The organism is uncultured Veillonella sp., assembly GCF_934190855.1.
GTDB lineage: Bacteria > Bacillota > Negativicutes > Veillonellales > Veillonellaceae > Veillonella.
The window spans coordinates 1-17,637 of record NZ_CAKPTN010000019.1 but is presented as its reverse complement, the minus strand read 5'-3'; the positions used below and the strand labels follow the sequence as shown (position 1 = coordinate 17,637).

Genomic DNA, 17,637 nt, shown 5'->3' with positions numbered 1-17,637 from the left:
TTATCGATAGTGCGGATTGTTAAATGAAGCATGTAATTCAACGCGATTGTTGCATCTGGCAAGATTACCCGTTCCACAGAGCTGTGGGAAATATCGCGTTCATGCCACAAAGCTTGATCTTCGAAAGCAGATTGTGCATAGCCACGAAGTAAGCGAGCCATACCGCAGATTCTTTCACAAGTAATAGGATTGCGTTTATGAGGCATCGCAGAGGAACCCTTTTGTTTAGGGCTGAAATATTCTTCCGCTTCGCGTACTTCTGTACGTTGTAAGTGACGAATTTCTTTGCCGATTTTATCCAATGTGCCGCCTACAACAGCAATAGTGGACAACAATTCAGCGTGACGGTCACGTTGTACGACTTGCGTAGCAATTTTAACAGGTTCAAGACCTAATTTTTCACATACGTATTGCTCTACGAATGGATCGATATTGGAGTACGTACCAACAGCGCCGGACAATTTACCTACAGCCACGCTTTTACGAGCATGTTCCATGCGTTCGATGTCGCGTTCTACTTCAGCCATCCACAACGCCAATTTCAAACCAAATGTAGTTGGTTCACCGTGGATACCATGAGTACGGCCAATCATAGGTGTATATTTGAACTCAGCTGCGCGACGACGTAATACTTCGTGCAAGCGTTTCAAGTCAGCAATCAAGATGTCGCACGCTTGTTTCATCATGTAACCAAGTGCTGTATCTTTAACGTCTGTAGATGTAAGACCAAGATGGATATATTTAGCCGCTTCAGGACCTACGTATTCGCCTACTGCCGTTACGAAGGAAATGATATCGTGGTTTGTTTCCTTTTCAATTTCATGAATGCGCTCAACGTCGAAATCGGCTTTTTCGCGAATTGTTTTTGCCGCTTCTTTAGGGATAATGCCCAATTCAGCTTGCGCCTCGGATGCGAGGATCTCCACCAATAACATTGTGTCGAACTCGTTGCGCTCGCTCCAAATATGGCCCATTTCTTCTCGTGTATAACGTGGTATCATGATGTCTCCTTTGCATGATAAAAGCTAGATTTATAGGATTATTGTACCATATGTGAAAGCTCCATTCAACGAAAGACCGACAATTTTCCGAATGATAATTATATTAAATTTGCTAATCGTTCGTATTTAATAGTGATGACTTTAATTTAGTATTTATACTAATAAAATGATATACTAGAGCTATCTGAAATATACATGGGCTTGTATATCATTACTGGGAGGCTTCCATGGCAAATTTAAATCGCAAAGAGCGTCGTGCGCAGCGCAATGAATCGAATACTATAGGCATTTTATTACGCCTATTCTTTGGGCTCAGCTTTATCGGCTTGGCTGTAGTTCTATTTGGAGAGTTTGATCTCAACTATGTATTCTCCATCTTTACAGCAGATATCATCGTATCCTTGATTTACGTGATACTCAATAAATCTCGTATTACTACATCCTTAGCGGTTAACACCAATGTACGCGTTATCATTGCATTCCTCATCATGCTAGTGACTATGTTCTTCTACGCCTTCGCATTGTGGCGTGCTAATCAATTTAGTGTTCCAATGCAAGCTACCTTATTTATCGGTGGTGCCATCGTATACCTTGCGGTATTTAACTCTACGAAAACAATGTTAACCAATCAGGACTAACATAAGGATACCTTAAATTACGTCGTAACATATATCGTTTCAATTAAACATTCATTACATACAAACATAACAAAAGAGGCATATCTTACATACATTTGTATGAGATATGCCTCTTTATTGTCCTAGAATAACGGGAACTGCTAGGTAAACAGGTTCACCCCGTCGATTAACGATGGAGCCACTGCTTTTGATAATGCGCAGCGCTTCGTCTCGTACGGCTTCCGGTACATCGTCTACAATGAGTGGCGTATGTTCCCCAACAATGACGTTACCATTTACATCAAAGTTAACCCGTACTACGACCTTGCCGGTTACGACGGATGCTCGCCCCTGTTCTTGCACAGTCCGCAAATAGTCATGAGGATTAATATCTGGTTTTTGTAAAAGTGCTTGTTGCCCTGGCGTCAACAGACTCAATGCTAAATCAGATAAGAAGGATAAGTCACTAGATTCAGGCAGCCCGTTGCCATTTGCATTCGGATCCGATGTTACATCTTTACCGATAGGCGCCCTACTATTCTTGGAGGAGTTTCCATCCCTAGAATCAGTCCCATGCGTAACTACCGCTTGTTCACTGCTACTCGATTCTGACTCAATAGCCTTTGGAACAGCCCATTCTCGGCGCACACTAGATGGTGCTGTACTTTCACTTAACTCTTTCGTACGTTCATCCCCTTGCTTGCGCTCATCTAGCGATGGATTCACCTTAGGAGCCGCCCCTGCTGGAGTTTCGTCCAGTATTTTTCCCGTAGGCTTTTCCACAGGTTTTGGTAGTTCCTCAACGGTAGCTACCCCTGTATCGCTTTCACCATCATCAGGCAAATTAAAGCTAATTTCCGCCGCATCATGAGCAGCACCAGTACCGGCCATCCCCCGCAACGAAAGGCCCATGCCAGAGATGAGTATGGTCGTAATGCCTAAGGACACGATAAACGGTTTCAGATAATGCGATTCAAACATAGAATCACTTCCGTTCCGTAGCGACGCTAATATATTTAGCGCCATTCACCTTGAGCATGTCTAAGAGAGCGATAACCTCGCTATAATACACGTCCTTGGACGCGCGAATGATAAAAGCTTGTCGCGGCGCTTGTTTCACGATAGCTTGTACCTCTTCGGCCAATCGATTGGAAGAGATTTCCTGATTGTCGATATATAGCGTGTGCGTCGTGGTGAGCGTAATCGTAATAGGCTCAATAGATTTTGCTGTAGACGTCGATGCAGATGGCAAATTAAGCGGAATTTGCTGCTCTGTATTCATATACAACGTGCCCACCATGAAAAATACCAATAAAAAGAATACGATATCGATCATGGGGATAATCATGATAGTCGGTTCTTTTTTAACCCCTAATGTGCGTCGTCTCATATATCATGCTCCTCGTTGTACGCATCGAGGATGTTGCCGCACTCATGCTCTAATGTAGTAATCGAATCATTTACCTTTGCTGCACAGTAACTGTGAAAGCCAAGAGCGATAATCGCTACGGTCAAGCCAGTAGCCGTTGCCACCAAGGCTTCCGACACACCTCCTGTAATGATAGTAGGAGCCCCAATATCGCCGCCTACCACAGCAAAGGCGCGAATCATACCGAGCACTGTACCCAATAGGCCCAACAACGGTGCCATCGTTACAATCATACTGAGCCAGCTAAGGCCGCGTTTTAAACGCTCATCGGCATAAGATACTACGTCTTGCAAACGGTTTTCTAAACCATTATAGTTCTTTGCACTGCGCATAGCGCGAGCAAATAAAGAACCGAGCTCCTCTGTGTCTCGTTCTAGAACACTTGGTAGCATGACCCAAGATTGGTTCTTCTCTAACACCTTATTAAAGCGACGCAAATCCTTAGTGAACTTGCGATATAACACGATACGCTCAATACCGATCATCAAAGCGAAAAGCAAAAAAATCACTAGTGGATACATAACAAACCCACCAGCTACAAATAAATGCGCTATACTACTCATACTAACCTCCAAAAGCCTTTTACCCTTTAGGCTCTATCTGGTTAATTATATCACGTTTTACCTTATCAAAAAACAAGATATGCGACGTAAAAGCCACATAAATTTACCACGTCATAACCATATAAATTTGCAAGGTAATAGCCATATAAATTGAGGATTAGAACTTTCACAAAAAAATAGAGTATAATAAAATATATGCAAAAAGGCTGTACTAAAATGATCTACATTCTAGTACAGCCTTTTAAATCGTAGCACACAAACTAGATTAGTCTTTTTTAATGATGTTTACGATGAAGCCACCTACGCCTAAAGCCAGTCCTAAACCGCTACAGAACATACCGATAGAATACCACAAGGTGTAAGATTGGTTATTCGCAGAGATAGCCTTAGCTGCTGCTTGCGCATTAGTCGCATTTCTTGCAATTTCCAAATTAGCCGCCGCCGGATCTGGATTTAACAATAAAATGGCAATACCAATAATCAAAACGACTACACCGATTGGTAATAACAGTTTTTTGTTCATTTGAATGTCCCCCTCATAACATTAACGGTGAATATACTTTAATTATACACCGACTTTAGCAATTTAAAAAGATGAACTTATAGAACATCTAGCTTTTATTAGCTAATTAAGACTAATTATTTATTATTATACAGAAAAAGGCATAGCATCAATGTACTACGGCACTTGGCCTATAGCACATTTGATACTATGCCTTTTATGTTATCTTAAGGACTTGTCAAAGACAGTAATTAATTCTTCTACGGCTTGAGATTCGCTCATTTCTCCGTCTAAGACAGCAGATTCCACTTCGCCCATGCGACCTTGAATGACTATATTATTAAAGAATAGATTGTGCAAGTGTTCATCAATCATATCGCGTACCCAACGAAGGGATTGTTCTTGACGGCGTTTTAAGAATACCCCATTTTCTTTACCTTGTTCAGCAAATTCTTGGATGACATCCCATAATTCATCGAGACCATCCTTTGTCACTGCTGAACATGTGTAGGCTTGGGTTTTCCATTTTTCCGTAGCCGGACGAATGTAATGCAACATCCGATCGTAATCGCTACGAGCGATGAGAGCACGCTTGAGGTTATCCCCATCAGCCTTGTTGACCACAATAGCATCAGCCAGCTCCATAACGCCTTTTTTGATGCCTTGTAATTCATCGCCTGCACCAGTTAATACGATGAGCATAAAGAAGTCTACCATGGAACGCACGGTAACTTCACTTTGCCCAACCCCAACGGTTTCAACGAGAATGATATCGTATCCAGCAGCCTCGCAAAGTAGCATAGTCTCTCTACTTTTACGAGCTACACCGCCCAGTGTGCCACCAGCCGGCGATGGACGAATGTACGCGTCAGGATGTTTCGTCAATGTTTCCATCCGCGTTTTATCGCCTAAAATACTGCCCTTTGTGACTTGGCTTGTAGGGTCTACAGCAAGTACGGCCACCTTGTAACCTGCTTCAATGAGCATATTGCCAAAGGCTTCAATAAATGTACTTTTACCGGCCCCAGGCACACCAGTAATACCGATGCGCAACGCCTTGCCCGTGCGAGGCAATATAGCTTGCAATACTTGTTGAGCTAATTTAAAGTGTTCCTTATTATTACTTTCTACTAATGTGATAGCCCGTGAAAGTATAACGCGGTCCCCCTGCTCGATACCGCGTACATAATCAGCGACAGTTAACTTCTTTCGCCGCTGTACGGGACGTACCGACGGAGCCAGGTGAGCGGAGCTAGATAAAAGGCCGTCGTGCATTTCCTTGACGCCTTTCATGACATGACACGCGAAGGTATCATCTTTCTTCGCATCTTCTGGCACCCAATCGGGACGATAAGTATCAGTCATCAGACTCGTCTTGAATGTGACTAGTCAATGTTTCTAGCAATTTCTTAGCCGCTACAGGCAAGACTGTACCAGGGCCAAAGATAGCCACTGCGCCATGTTCGCGTAGGAACTCATAGTCCTGAGCAGGGATTACGCCACCGATGGCAACCAAAATATCTCCACGACCGCGCTTGTTGAGTTCTTCCACAAGTTGAGGTAACAATGTTTTGTGACCTGCCGCAAGGGAACTGAAGCCGACGATGTGAACGTCATTATCCACCGCATCTTGTGCTGTTTCTTCTGGCGTTTGGAACAAAGGTCCGATATCTACGTCGAAGCCCATATCTGCGAAGGATGTAGCGATAACTTTGGCACCGCGATCATGACCATCTTGGCCCATCTTCGCAATCATGATACGAGGGCGACGACCTTCGAGTTCTTCGAAGTCATCTGCCATTTGACGTACTTCTTTGATAACATCGTCATCTTCATATTCGCTAGAGTATACGCCAGAAATAGAGCGAATAACCGCTTTATGACGGCCACAAACCTTTTCAACAGCAAAGGAAATTTCCCCCAAAGATGCACGAGCACGAGCTGCTTCAAGGGCAAGGGCAAGCAAGTTGCCTTCTCCGGATTCTGTAGCATTCGTAATCGCTTCGAGGCAGGATTGAACCTTTTCTTCGTCGCGGTTAGCACGCAATTGTTCAAGACGACGGATTTGCGCTTCCCGTACAGCCGTGTTATCTACGTCGAGGATATCCAATGGATCTTCTTTATCTAGACGATATTTATTGATGCCGATGATCGCTTCACGGCCAGAGTCGATACGAGCTTGGCGACGAGCTGCCGCTTCTTCGATACGCATCTTAGGAAGACCAGTATCAATCGCTTTCGCCATACCGCCAAGAGATTCGATTTCTTGGATATGACCCCAAGCACGGCGAATTAATTCATCAGTCAATGCTTCTACATAGTAGGAACCGCCCCATGGATCGATAACCTTACATACCTTAGTTTCGTCTTGAATGTAAAGCTGAGTATTACGGGCAATACGTGCAGAGAAGTCCGTAGGCAACGCAATGGCTTCATCAAGCGCATTGGTATGTAGAGATTGCGTATGGCCCAATGCAGCGCCCATCGCTTCCATACATGTACGAGCTACGTTGTTAAATGGATCTTGTTCTGTTAAGGACCACCCAGAAGTTTGGCTATGTGTACGAAGAGCCATGGATTTAGGATTTTCAGAACCAAAGCTTTTAATAATCTTAGCCCACAACATACGAGCAGCACGCATTTTCGCCACTTCCATGAAGTAGTTCTTCCCGATTGCCCAGAAGAAGGACAAACGTGGAGCGAATTTATCTACGTGAAGGCCTGCATTTACACCGGTACGGATGTATTCAAGACCATCGGCCAATGTGTAACCTAATTCGATATCTGCCGTAGCGCCTGCTTCTTGCATATGGTAGCCAGAAATGGAGATACTGTTGAATTTAGGCATGTACTGAGATGTGTACGCAAAGATATCGCCGATGATGCGCATGGACGTAGCTGGAGGGTAAATATAAGTATTACGTACCATGAACTCTTTCAAGATATCATTTTGAATTGTACCAGCCATAACCTTTTTATCAACGCCTTGTTCTTCACCAGCTAGGATATAGAACGCCATAACAGGCAATACGGCGCCGTTCATTGTCATGGATACGGACATTTGGTCGAGAGGAATACCGGAGAATAGAATTTCCATATCGAGGATGGAGTCTACCGCAACACCGGCTTTACCAACGTCACCTACTACGCGAGGATGGTCGGAGTCGTAACCACGGTGTGTGGCAAGGTCAAAGGCGATAGACAAACCTTTTTGGCCCGCTGCCAAGTTACGACGATAGAACGCATTGGATTCTTCGGCTGTGGAGAAACCAGCGTACTGACGTACTGTCCAAGGACGAGTTACGTACATTGTGGAATAAGGTCCACGCAAGAATGGAGGTACACCAGCCATATAATCAAGGTGTGTCATTCCTTCATAATCCATCTCTGTATAGAGAGGTTTTAGTTGGATTTGCTCCATTGTCGTATTATATAAATCTTCAAAGCTTTTTCCTGTTTCTTTTTGAAGTTCAGCAAGCCATGCATCGCGAGATGTCGGTGACTGCGTTCCCAAGCCAAGAGAGGAGAAGTCTGGATTTTTAAACATGAGCTCACATCCCTTTCTTATCTTGTAATGTATTCAAGATTTCGTAACAATTTGCACGAACGGAAATGAAGTCGTCTACGCCAGCTTCACGGTATACAGGCTCAAGGTCCTTAGGAGGTGCCCCTGCCAAGATAACTGTTACATTAGGCATAGTTTCTTTCAATTCTTTTGCAAGTGGTGGTACTAATTCTGGATATGTATCATCTGTGGAACAGATAACGACAACATCGGCACCACTTTCACGAGCAGCCTTCGCCGCATCAGCCGTTGTTTCATGTCCATCATTTTTAATAACTTCAAAAGCACCTACTTCGAAGAAGCCTGTGGAGAAGTCTGCACGAGGTTTATGTTGAGGGATTGGGCCCATATTAGCCAAGAATACCTTCACATTGTCTTTCGTACGTTGTTTATAGTTTTCAGTGCGCATACGAAGTGCTTCAAATTGTTCAGTCCAGCGATGTGCTGTAATTGGTTCAATTGTTTCAGACGAAATATCGCCAGCGTCTAAGGACTTGCGGATTTGACGCATTGTCAATTTTTGCAATGCACCAAGTTCGATGAGACCAATCAAAGCGCCCGGTTCTGTCGTACTTGCTTCTAGGGTAGCCTGTGCTTTCACAACCGCATCAGCCTCTGCACCTGCCAAGTACTCATCGATTTGAGCCACACGTTTTTGACGCAATGTTTCTTGATTTTCTGGTTTTGGATCCAGCAATTCTTCCGTCATGTTCGCATACATGTTGTTACCAACAGCCACATCCTTACGGAATGCAAGGTTTTTGAAGCGTTCATCGAGGATTGCTTTAACTTGAGCTTGTGGATAGCCTTCTTTCAAGGCCGCCACGATGCCGCCTTTAGATTCGATAGTTTGGAACTCAGCCCAGATTTTTTCGCATAATTCGGCAGCCAATGTTTCCACGTACCAAGAACCGCCTACAGGGTCCACAGGTTGACGCAACTCGAATTCAGTTTGCAACATAACTTGGATATTACGGGCAATACGGCGCGAGAAATCGTCCGCTTTGCGAATTGGTTGGTCGAATGGAGATACTTCAAGGCTGTTCAAACCGCCTACAACGCCAGAGAATGCTTGTGTTGTATTACGCAACAAGTTTACATATGGGTCGTATACAGTTTTTGTGAAAGCAGATGTTCTACCATGTACATGAACGGTGCGGTCCGCTTCTTCAGCACCGAATGCTTCCATGATGCGAGCCCAAAGTACGCGCAACGCACGTAATTTAGCAATTTCCATAAAGAAGTTAGCACCTAAAGAGAATGTGAACATCATGCTCTTCGCGATGGTGTGAATATCGATGTTCCGTTGTGCTAGTTGACGTACATAGCAAACAGCCGTTGCCAATGCATAAGCAACCTCTTGCACATCGTTAGCGCCGCCATTAGCGTATACGTCACCAGATACGAGTACTGTTTTAAGCTCTGGTGCTTGTTCTTTAGCCCATACAACAGTATGTGCCATTTCATCAAAGGCTGTATCTAAAGAAATATGCAATGCACCGTCTTTAGCCCAAACGCCTACAGGGTCTGCACCAACGAGACCTTTCAAGTCAGCTGTTTGTTTTTTAGAGCCTTTCACAGTGGCTGCTAACATACCGATCAAGATTGCTGCAGAAGCGCCTGTTTCAATGTATAAAGGATTTTCTTTAAGATTAAAACGCTCGATCAATTGACTGCAGTCATCCATGGTGGACAAGGATGTACCACCAACGCCGACGGATGCCCCAACTTGTACATCTTGATCATGGCGTGTCGCCTCATCAAGGCGAATGTTGTGGATGGTGCCACCTTTTACAATTTCGTATAAACTTGCATGGTTAGCATCTTTAGGCAAGGAATCGTCTACGTACTGGGATACGCCCCAAGACTCTTTAATATAACCACTTGCCTTCGTGCCACGTAGGAACTCGCCTGCCCCAGGGTATACACCTTTTGGAATTTTTTCTCCATGCAGTGCAGGTGTGTAAATTGGCTGCAACGTAATACCTTCATAGGTTTTCGTGAACATCTTCTTGTGGAAGTCCCCACCTTTTAACGCCTTTTCAACTTCAGCCTGCCATTGTTCATACGTAGGTTTCTCAAATTCGTCAAAGGATACAGGTGCCAATAGATCGCGTTCTGCGTCCTTCGAAGTCTTTTTGTCAGACATATATGTGCCTCCTTTTCAACTCGAAACCATACCGAGAAACAGCGCACCGTACCTGCGAAGTGTTATATCTATGAATCACACGAGCTTTCCTGTTCTTGGACCACATCAACCTCAAGTCTATGTCCCTTAATTCAATCATTATAAAGCCTGATTCATACGCTAAACAGCCACTTTCAAGGGCAACAAAAAACGTGCCACCCAAAAGTGACACGTAAGGTTTCTTATTGAAAGGTACGCCAAAAAAATACTGAAACCAGCATACCTCAATCCCCTTCCTATCGCTCGTAGGTACATAACGGTGATTATCAAATAGGCAGTTCTCCTGGCTCGGGCTCATCACCTCGCTTTCGCCTTCCCAGATTGCTCCAGTGACATCTATGAAAGCAGGCTCGTCCTTACAGTGGCGGGACCGCATCGGCTTGTACCGATTTCTCTATTAAGTCTTGCGACACCTATTCTCTATATTCGTTGTTCTAAGTCCAATATAGTGTAAGATTATGCACAAAGTCAATGAACATAACAGTTAATCATAAGTAACAAATTTTAGGTTATAACTGAAAGTCATGTGCAATAACTAAAACTCATATTCACATCCCATCGTCTATGAGCAATGATATAATAAGAACTATCAAGAGGCGGCATTATGAAGGATGGAGGATGCATTATGGAGCAGACAAACAAAAAAGGGCTAGTAACAGCCCTTAGTTGCTATATAATCTGGGGGTTACTCCCTCTGTATTGGGCATTATTAAACCATATTTCACCGTATAATATACTGGCACAACGCATTATCTGGTCCGGCATCTGCATGGCTATCGTTGTATTTGGCATGCATTTTAAGCAATTCAAAAAAGACTTTCAATTACTAAGAGAACAACGATCACAACTCGTATTACTTTTGGTCGCCTCTGTTATCATCAGCATTAATTGGTTCACCTATATTTGGGCCATCGCCAACAATCAAGTTATGAATACGAGTTTGGGCTATTACATAAACCCACTCCTCAACGTAGTATTAGGTGTTATCCTATTCAAAGAATTTCTAAGCACCCCGAAAAAGCTGAGCGTTCTCATCGCCACCATCGGCATTGCCTTGCTCACCTATCAATTGGGCTCCTTACCAATAGTATCGTTGATCCTTGCGGTCTCCTTTGGCCTCTATGGGGTTGTAAAAAAGAAACTACTCATCTCGCCTTTTACGAGCATTGCCTTCGAAGCATGGCTCTTAACGCCCCTCGCCTTACTCTATACAACTATGGTCGATAACACAGTATGGTCCTATTTCGGCACAGACTGGTACACCACCTTGCTACTCATCGCCTGTGGCCTCACTACATCTGTACCATTAGTGCTATTCTCCTACGGCGCACAACTATTGCCGCTCAACCTGCTAGGCTTCCTGCAATATGTATCTCCAACCATCGCGTTATTGCTAGCCATCTTCTACTTTGGTGAAAGCTTCGATACACCACAAATGATTGCCTTCAGTTGCATCTGGATAGCACTAGCTATCTACACCATGTCCAATCAACTAACACGAACTAAATAAGGAACTATAAAAAGCTGTATCAAATGCGCTCTACATTTGATATAGCTTTTTTGCATTATTGCTTTTACAATTATCCCAATATTTTCTTATCCCTATTAATTCGATTTATTTATATTCAAACTGTTCATTTCTAAAACTATATTGTCAAGTGACTAATAGGAACCTAGGTGACCAATGGTCACCACTATGCAGCCAAAAACGATGCTAGACTACAGATGAGATAAGTAATACTCCTATCAATTGTTTTATACGTATATACGTGTTATCATAAAAGGAGAGCCTATGAAGGACAAAGATTTACTTAAACTACTGTTAAAAAATGGTTGGAAGGATGTACGCCAACGAGGAAGTCATCATCGTTTGAAAAAAGATGATCAAGTCGAAGTAATTGCCGTACATGGCAAGGATGTACCGATAGGTTTATTAAATGCCATTTTGAAGAGAACCGGACTAAAATAAGGAGGAAATATGAAATTTATATACCCTGCTATAATCCATGATGATGCTGATGGTTTCTGGGCTGAGTTTCCAGACTTAGAATATACAAGTAGTACTGGCTCAACACTAACAGAGCTTGTAACTAATGCCCAAGAGGCGATGGAGCTATATATTTTAGGAGCCTTAGAAGATGGAGAAAGTTTACCAGCCCCTACATCTATTCGCAACTTACCTTGTACGGATACAACCTATCCTACATTAGTACAAACAGATATTGATTTAGCTAAAAACAGTAAATCCGTAAAGAAAACATTAACAATTCCAGCATGGCTTAACGATAGAGCTTTAGCTAAAGGGATTAATTTTTCTCAGCTTTTACAAGAAGCGTTAGTAGAAAAAACAATGTAAATTTACACCATCAATGACTCAGCAAAATTAGAACTACAGTCCACGCAATGATTGCAAGTGTTAGCAGACCTACGCAGATCATCCACATGATGGTTACAAAATAGAGCAATAGTTTGAGTACATAGAGTACATCAAACCAAATGCTATGTCGGTCCTCTAGTTGATCCATGTAGGCACTGAGACAGCGCACTAAATAGGGCGGTTTTGTACGAGGATTCAGTTTTTTCCAATAAAATACTAAATAAGGCGTAACAATACACCCTATCACAACGATAAAAGTAAGAAAAATAGGTGTTTCAATATTGTACCGAGTCATAAAGTCAGACCAGCTGCCTAGCATTTGACCGCCCAAATACAAAAAAATGAACCAATAGAAGAAACCAACTAACTTTATAATATGGCGAATGATTTGTTTAGTGTCCATGCCTATAATCCTACTAATGTTTTAAATCGCGTATTATTGTGAAAGCGTTCAAAATGGTCTTGACCTGCTGCAACGGATTTTACAGATGGATCAATTGTAATCGCCTTTTCAAGCCAATCAAGGGCCTTAGTATCATCCCCTTGGTCTGCATAAATGGTAGCAATGCCATACACAGACCAAGTGTTGCTAGGGTCCTTTTCTAATACCTTTTCAAACCATTCTTTAGAGTCGTTTAATTGGCCTTGTAACTTGTACACCATGGCCATGTTATAGAAATTCGCTACATTATTAGGATCTAAATCATAAGCTTTTTTAGTATCTGCTAAGCCTTTAGCTGTATCACCATTCAAGGCCGTTGCGAAACCACGAATGGAATAAGCTTCTCCGTTGTTTGCGTCTGCTTTAATAGCAGCATTCGCTTCCTCAATAGCTTTAGCATAATCACCAGAGGACAGAGCCTGCTTAGCGGCCATAACATGGGCATCTTGATCTTGTGCTGTTTTAGCTTGTTCATTAGCTGTTGTTGTAGGTTTAGTATCTTGCTGAGTCTTAGTATCTGTGCCACAACCTAATAGGCTAAGCAAGCAAATACATAACAGAATATATTTCATATATTACCTCTATATTATCTATATAATACAAACACATTATGTCGTATATCTTCATTATTTAATATGATTACAATAAGTAATACTATTACTTAATTTCTTAATTACCATTACAATTATACCAAAACTACATACAAAAAAGGACGAGCCATAACTCGTCCTTTTTCGTTATATTGTCGGTAATTTCATACACTCTACCTATACGTAGTATAGCATAATAATATACCCATAGTAAACGCTACCTATTATAAGGCTTATATATTATTTTTTTGCTTTAGAGCAACGGTCTAATAGGAATGCAACGCCTACGAATGGGATACCACCGCTTTCACCAAGACCGATTTCACAAGTAGAGCTGGAGCTTACGCCTAGTGTTGCGCCGTATTCAGCAATTTCACCAGCAAGATCTTTCGTAGCCGCTTTGTTGAGTTCTGGCGTGAAGAAACCTTTTTGGCCAGCAAATCCGTCGCACGCAAAGGATTTAATGTTGAATACATGATCTGTGCAGAGGCGAGCCAAGTCTTCAATGTATTGGGATTTGTTCAAAGATTTAATCTTACATTGTTTGTGTACGATAACACGTTCATCGCATTTTTCAATGTCGAGATGAGGCACTACATATTTGCACAAGAATTCAGAAATATCGTTTATTTCTAAGTCTGGCATATGTTTGAAAGCATGGTTGAAGCATGCGCTATGGTCAATTACAATTGGATATTTACCATTTTGAGAAGCTTTCATCAATGCATCGTGTAAGTCCTTAACAGCGCGCTCATGAACGTCATCGTAGTTTTCAAAGCTCAAGCCGCAGCATAGGTTTTCGATATGTTGAGGATAAATAATATCGATATGAGCCTTGTTGCAGAGGCTTTCCACTACTTGTTGTAGGCTACGATCATCGTCATAACCTTGGTTCGGTTTGAAGGCGCGGTTCGCACACGTACTGAAGTATACAACTTTTTCAAAGTTAGTTGGTTTAATACGATTTCTCAATCTATAGTGGTTAGCCTTAGGCGTTGTTTTAGGTAAGTACGGTGTAATACCTGTTACGCCATGTAAACCGTCGGTAATCTTGGAAATTGCTTTTTGCGTAATGATGGAGCCTGCAATGCCTTCAAGGCTTACGCCGGCGCGAGCCATTTGAAGCGTTGTGGAGAAATTGTCGTAAATCTTCTTAGCCAATTCTGGTGCAGGTGGATCAATGCGACGCATGGACAATGCGATTTGAGCAGTATCGATGCTGAGTGGGCAAAGACCTTTACACATAGAGCAAGCTGCACAAGTTTCCACACCGTAGTATTCGTAGCCCTTTCTGAGCTCGGATGCCAATGTGAAATTACCTTCGTTTTCAAGGCGTTTCGTTTCACGCAACAACGCAATCCGTTGACGTGGAGTCAATGTTAAATTACGGCTTGGACAATGTTTTTCACAGAAACCGCATTCCATACAGATTGTGAAAGCATCATCGATAGCGCATTGTGCTTTAAGGTTTTTCTTGTACACATCTGAATCATCTGTGATGATAACATCTGGGTTCAAGATACGTTCAGGGTCAAAGATAGCTTTGATGCGACGATTGATTTCGTACGCTTTTTTGCCCCATTCCATTTCAACGAATGGTGCTACCATGCGGCCTGTACCGTGTTCAGCTTTCAAAGAACCACCAAAACCAGATACGCGCTCGGACATTTCTTTTACCAAATCACCAAAGTTCTTAGTATCTTTAAGATCACTGAAGTCAGGGGTAATATTGAAGTGAACGTTACCAGACAAAGCATGACCGAAGATTACGCCACCGTCTACGAAATCGTATTTATGGAACAATTCCGTAATCATTTCGATGCCCTTAGTGAAGTCTTCAATTTGGAAGCATACATCCTCTGTAATAACAGTGGTGCCTTTTCTGCGTTGACCGCCAACGATTGGCAAGATACCTTTACGGATAGCCCACCAAGAATCGTATTCCTTAGGGTCTTGAGAGTAGAGACTAGGAATAGCTGTCGGAATATCTTTCAATTGTTCTTTAATGAAAGCTAAGTTTTCATCTACAGTTTCTTTGGAGTAACTTTCAGTTTGGAACAAGATGGCACTTGTACCTTCAGGCACTTCACGAACGAAGTCAGGCACGTTATCTAAGGCTTGAACGGCGCGCAAGGACTGATAGTCCATCATTTCTGCAGCAATAACCTTTTCACGTCCCATATTAGCCAACGCTACAACCGCAAGGGATGCATCGTTCAATGTTTTGAAGAACATCAAACCGCAACCTTTATGAGGCACGTCTTCAACAGTGTTGTACACTACTTCAGATACGAAGCCCAATGTACCTTCAGAACCGATGAACAAGTGGTTGATGATATCGATAATATCTTCAAAATCAACGAGGGAGTTCAAGCCGTAGCCTGTAGTATTTTTAATTTTGTATTTATGATGAATCAAATGAGTCAATTCTTCGTCAGCCAAGATTTCTTTGCGCAATTGTAAGAGATCTTCTACCATTTGAGGTTTTTCTTTGAGGAATTGATCGATACTCTTTTGATCAGACGTATCAAGAATAGAGCCGTCTAATAAAACAACACGAATAGAGCGAATGGTTTTATAAGAGTTCTGCGCCGTACCACAGCACATACCAGAGGAGTTATTATTTAAAATACCGCCCACTAATGCCGTTGCAAGCGTTGCAGGATCTGGCCCGATTTTACGATTGTACGGTTTCAATAAATCGTTCGCATCGGAACCAATAACACCGCATTCACATTTTAAGGCTTTGCCATCGTCAATAACTTCCATTTTTTTGAAGCCATCATTACATACGATGAGCACGTCTTCACTGGAACACTGACCAGACAAAGAAGAACCAGCCGCACGGAATGTAAATGGTGTGCCGCATTGTTGGCATAAACGAATGAGGCGTCTTACTTCGCGTTCATCCTCAGCTTTTACAACAACCTTTGGTAAATAGCTATAGCAGGACGCATCAACGCCATACGCATAACGACGTAAATGATCGGTATACACGCGACCTTTACAAATCTCTTTTGCCTCCTTGGCAAAACGTTCATAATCTCTAATAAGCGTACTCACTTGTATTTCCTCCTATCCTCTCATAAGGAACATGTGTTACTTTTAGTATACGCCGTTCTCATTCTCACTACTATAATTATGCATAAATTATATCTCTTCTAATAATTCTCGATATGCCCTGCCCTTTTATTTCTTTAGTTGAAAGTACATCTCAATAACATTATCATGTACTCATTTCTTCACATGTCCAATCAAGAACCCTTATTTATTAAGGATTAATCGATATGTTTTATAGATACATACGAAAACCTCGATAAACTATGATTTGTACTGCATATAATTCTATAGGAAATAGATTTCAAAACTCATGCATAAACCTATTATGATTTACTAATTTTAATTTTTTCATTCTCATTTACAAAGTTCTATGACTTTTGGTTATACCCTTTCATAAAACTCTAGAAATCTAAAAAGCCCTCTAGCGATAGAACTCCTATGAGCTATCGCTAGAAGGCTTTTATTAAACTATGCTTATTAAAGTTTGTCTTAATAAATCAATACATAAACCTTATCCCAAGATCCCCGATTTAAGGATGAGTCGTACAGCCAACGCAAAAACGGCTACGCTCATGAGGGCAAGGATCGCTTTTGCCTTGAGTCGTTTTGCAATGCGCGCGCCAGCTTGAGCTCCAAAGATGGCACCAATACTAGTAGGTATGGCAATACTAAAGACGATATGGTTTTCTATTAGATGTGTCATAACGCCAACCGTAGTAGATACGGCGAGGATAGATTGGCTCGTAGCTGTCGCCATATGCGTAGGGAAGCCCATCAAATAAATCAAGGCCGGTACGTGGATAAGTCCGCCGCCAATGCCAAAGATACTAGAAATAAAACCTACAATAAAGCTAATGCTGATACCTATAGGCTTGCTATAGGTTAGCTGATCCAAAGTAAGGGACTCTTCCTTGCGTTCACCTTTTCGGAAATTCTTGAACCCAATCAAGAAGGAAGCACAAAGCATAAAGCATCCAAAGGCAAACATAAAACCTTTGCCAGAGAACCAACCCGACATTTGAGCCCCTAAAATAGCCCCTGGGAAGGTAGCAACACTAAAGACGAGCGCCGCACTAATATATACCTTTTTCTGTTTGAGATACGCTATAGATCCAGAAATGGCGTTACACATAACAGAAAAGAGCGACGTCCCTACAATCATGGATGGAGACCATTCAGGGAACCAGTACATAAAGAGAGGCACAAATACAAGGCCCCCTCCGGCACCGATGATAGTGCCTAGCATAGCAGCTAAAAAACCGACTATGGTAAAGAATATATAGAATAACACTATGTTATCGAG

General features: G+C 42.3%; 16 protein-coding genes and 1 riboswitch. Of the genes, 4 read left to right on the top strand and 12 right to left on the bottom strand.

From position 1 onward, the window contains the following. Positions 1 to 1,001: adenylosuccinate lyase (purB, locus tag Q0F90_RS02305; RefSeq protein WP_296002993.1), on the bottom strand; the 1,001-nt coding region annotated here is incomplete at its 3' end. A 227-nt stretch (positions 1,002 to 1,228) separates the two neighbouring features. On the opposite strand from purB, the gene Q0F90_RS02300 reads away from it, so the two are divergent. Next, positions 1,229 to 1,639, top strand: a complete 411-nt coding sequence (locus tag Q0F90_RS02300; RefSeq protein ID WP_296002991.1) for a CAAX protease — start codon at positions 1,229 to 1,231, stop codon at positions 1,637 to 1,639. A gap of 114 nt (positions 1,640 to 1,753) precedes the next feature. On the opposite strand, the gene Q0F90_RS02295 is transcribed toward Q0F90_RS02300, so the two are convergent. The 7 genes from Q0F90_RS02295 to Q0F90_RS02265 all read right to left on the bottom strand — a co-directional run bounded on the left by Q0F90_RS02295 (position 1,754) and on the right by Q0F90_RS02265 (position 9,826). Then, the gene (locus Q0F90_RS02295; protein ID WP_296002989.1) at positions 1,754 to 2,599 is read right to left on the bottom strand and encodes a hypothetical protein; all 846 of its coding nucleotides are present in this window, start codon (positions 2,597 to 2,599) and stop codon (positions 1,754 to 1,756) included. Positions 2,600 to 2,603: 4 nt separating this feature from the next. Next, positions 2,604 to 3,008, bottom strand: a complete 405-nt coding sequence (locus tag Q0F90_RS02290) for a biopolymer transporter ExbD (protein ID WP_296002986.1) — start codon at positions 3,006 to 3,008, stop codon at positions 2,604 to 2,606. Then, positions 3,005 to 3,610, bottom strand: a complete 606-nt coding sequence (locus tag Q0F90_RS02285) for a MotA/TolQ/ExbB proton channel family protein (RefSeq protein ID WP_105089924.1) — start codon at positions 3,608 to 3,610, stop codon at positions 3,005 to 3,007. The genes Q0F90_RS02290 and Q0F90_RS02285 overlap by 4 nt, the downstream gene beginning before the upstream one ends. A 265-nt stretch (positions 3,611 to 3,875) precedes the next feature. Continuing rightward, positions 3,876 to 4,133 carry a hypothetical protein gene (locus Q0F90_RS02280; RefSeq protein ID WP_009352280.1) on the bottom strand — a complete coding sequence of 86 codons (258 nt, stop codon included), beginning with the start codon at positions 4,131 to 4,133 and terminating at the stop codon, positions 3,876 to 3,878. 201 nt (positions 4,134 to 4,334) lie between these two features. Then, on the bottom strand, positions 4,335 to 5,477 hold the full coding sequence (gene meaB, locus Q0F90_RS02275; protein WP_296002981.1) for a methylmalonyl Co-A mutase-associated GTPase MeaB: 1,143 nt from the start codon (positions 5,475 to 5,477) through the stop codon (positions 4,335 to 4,337). Beyond that, a complete protein-coding gene (scpA, locus tag Q0F90_RS02270; RefSeq protein WP_296002978.1) occupies positions 5,470 to 7,659 on the bottom strand; it encodes a methylmalonyl-CoA mutase in 2,190 nt (729 codons plus the stop codon). The genes meaB and scpA overlap by 8 nt, the downstream gene beginning before the upstream one ends. Before the next feature lie 4 nt (positions 7,660 to 7,663). Further along, the gene (locus tag Q0F90_RS02265) at positions 7,664 to 9,826 is read right to left on the bottom strand and encodes a methylmalonyl-CoA mutase family protein (RefSeq protein WP_296002974.1); all 2,163 of its coding nucleotides are present in this window, start codon (positions 9,824 to 9,826) and stop codon (positions 7,664 to 7,666) included. A gap of 294 nt (positions 9,827 to 10,120) precedes the next feature. Further along, positions 10,121 to 10,297, bottom strand: a riboswitch (cobalamin riboswitch). 193 nt (positions 10,298 to 10,490) lie between these two features. Here Q0F90_RS02265 and rarD point away from each other — a divergent pair. The 3 genes from rarD (at position 10,491) to Q0F90_RS02250 (ending at position 12,221) form a co-directional block, all read left to right on the top strand. Beyond that, entirely contained in the window at positions 10,491 to 11,375 is an 885-nt protein-coding gene (gene rarD / locus Q0F90_RS02260) for an EamA family transporter RarD (RefSeq protein ID WP_296002972.1), read from the top strand. A 282-nt stretch (positions 11,376 to 11,657) separates the two neighbouring features. Then, entirely contained in the window at positions 11,658 to 11,834 is a 177-nt protein-coding gene (locus Q0F90_RS02255) for a type II toxin-antitoxin system HicA family toxin (RefSeq protein WP_059364354.1), read from the top strand. A gap of 9 nt (positions 11,835 to 11,843) precedes the next feature. Then, the gene (locus Q0F90_RS02250; protein ID WP_119208554.1) at positions 11,844 to 12,221 is read left to right on the top strand and encodes a type II toxin-antitoxin system HicB family antitoxin; all 378 of its coding nucleotides are present in this window, start codon (positions 11,844 to 11,846) and stop codon (positions 12,219 to 12,221) included. Positions 12,222 to 12,231: 10 nt separating this feature from the next. On the opposite strand, the gene Q0F90_RS02245 is transcribed toward Q0F90_RS02250, so the two are convergent. The 4 genes from Q0F90_RS02245 to Q0F90_RS02230 all read right to left on the bottom strand — a co-directional run. Beyond that, positions 12,232 to 12,645 (bottom strand): hypothetical protein, encoded by a 414-nt coding sequence (locus Q0F90_RS02245; RefSeq protein WP_296002969.1) that lies wholly within the window; start codon positions 12,643 to 12,645, stop codon positions 12,232 to 12,234. 2 nt (positions 12,646 to 12,647) lie between these two features. After that, on the bottom strand, positions 12,648 to 13,256 hold the full coding sequence (locus Q0F90_RS02240) for a tetratricopeptide repeat protein (protein WP_296002966.1): 609 nt from the start codon (positions 13,254 to 13,256) through the stop codon (positions 12,648 to 12,650). A gap of 258 nt (positions 13,257 to 13,514) precedes the next feature. Next, complete coding sequence (locus Q0F90_RS02235) at positions 13,515 to 16,337, bottom strand: FAD-binding and (Fe-S)-binding domain-containing protein (protein WP_296002964.1); 2,823 nt, start codon at positions 16,335 to 16,337, stop codon at positions 13,515 to 13,517. A 508-nt stretch (positions 16,338 to 16,845) separates the two neighbouring features. Next, a partial coding sequence (locus tag Q0F90_RS02230; RefSeq protein WP_296002961.1) for a sulfite exporter TauE/SafE family protein occupies positions 16,846 to 17,637 on the bottom strand: 792 nt, incomplete at its 5' end.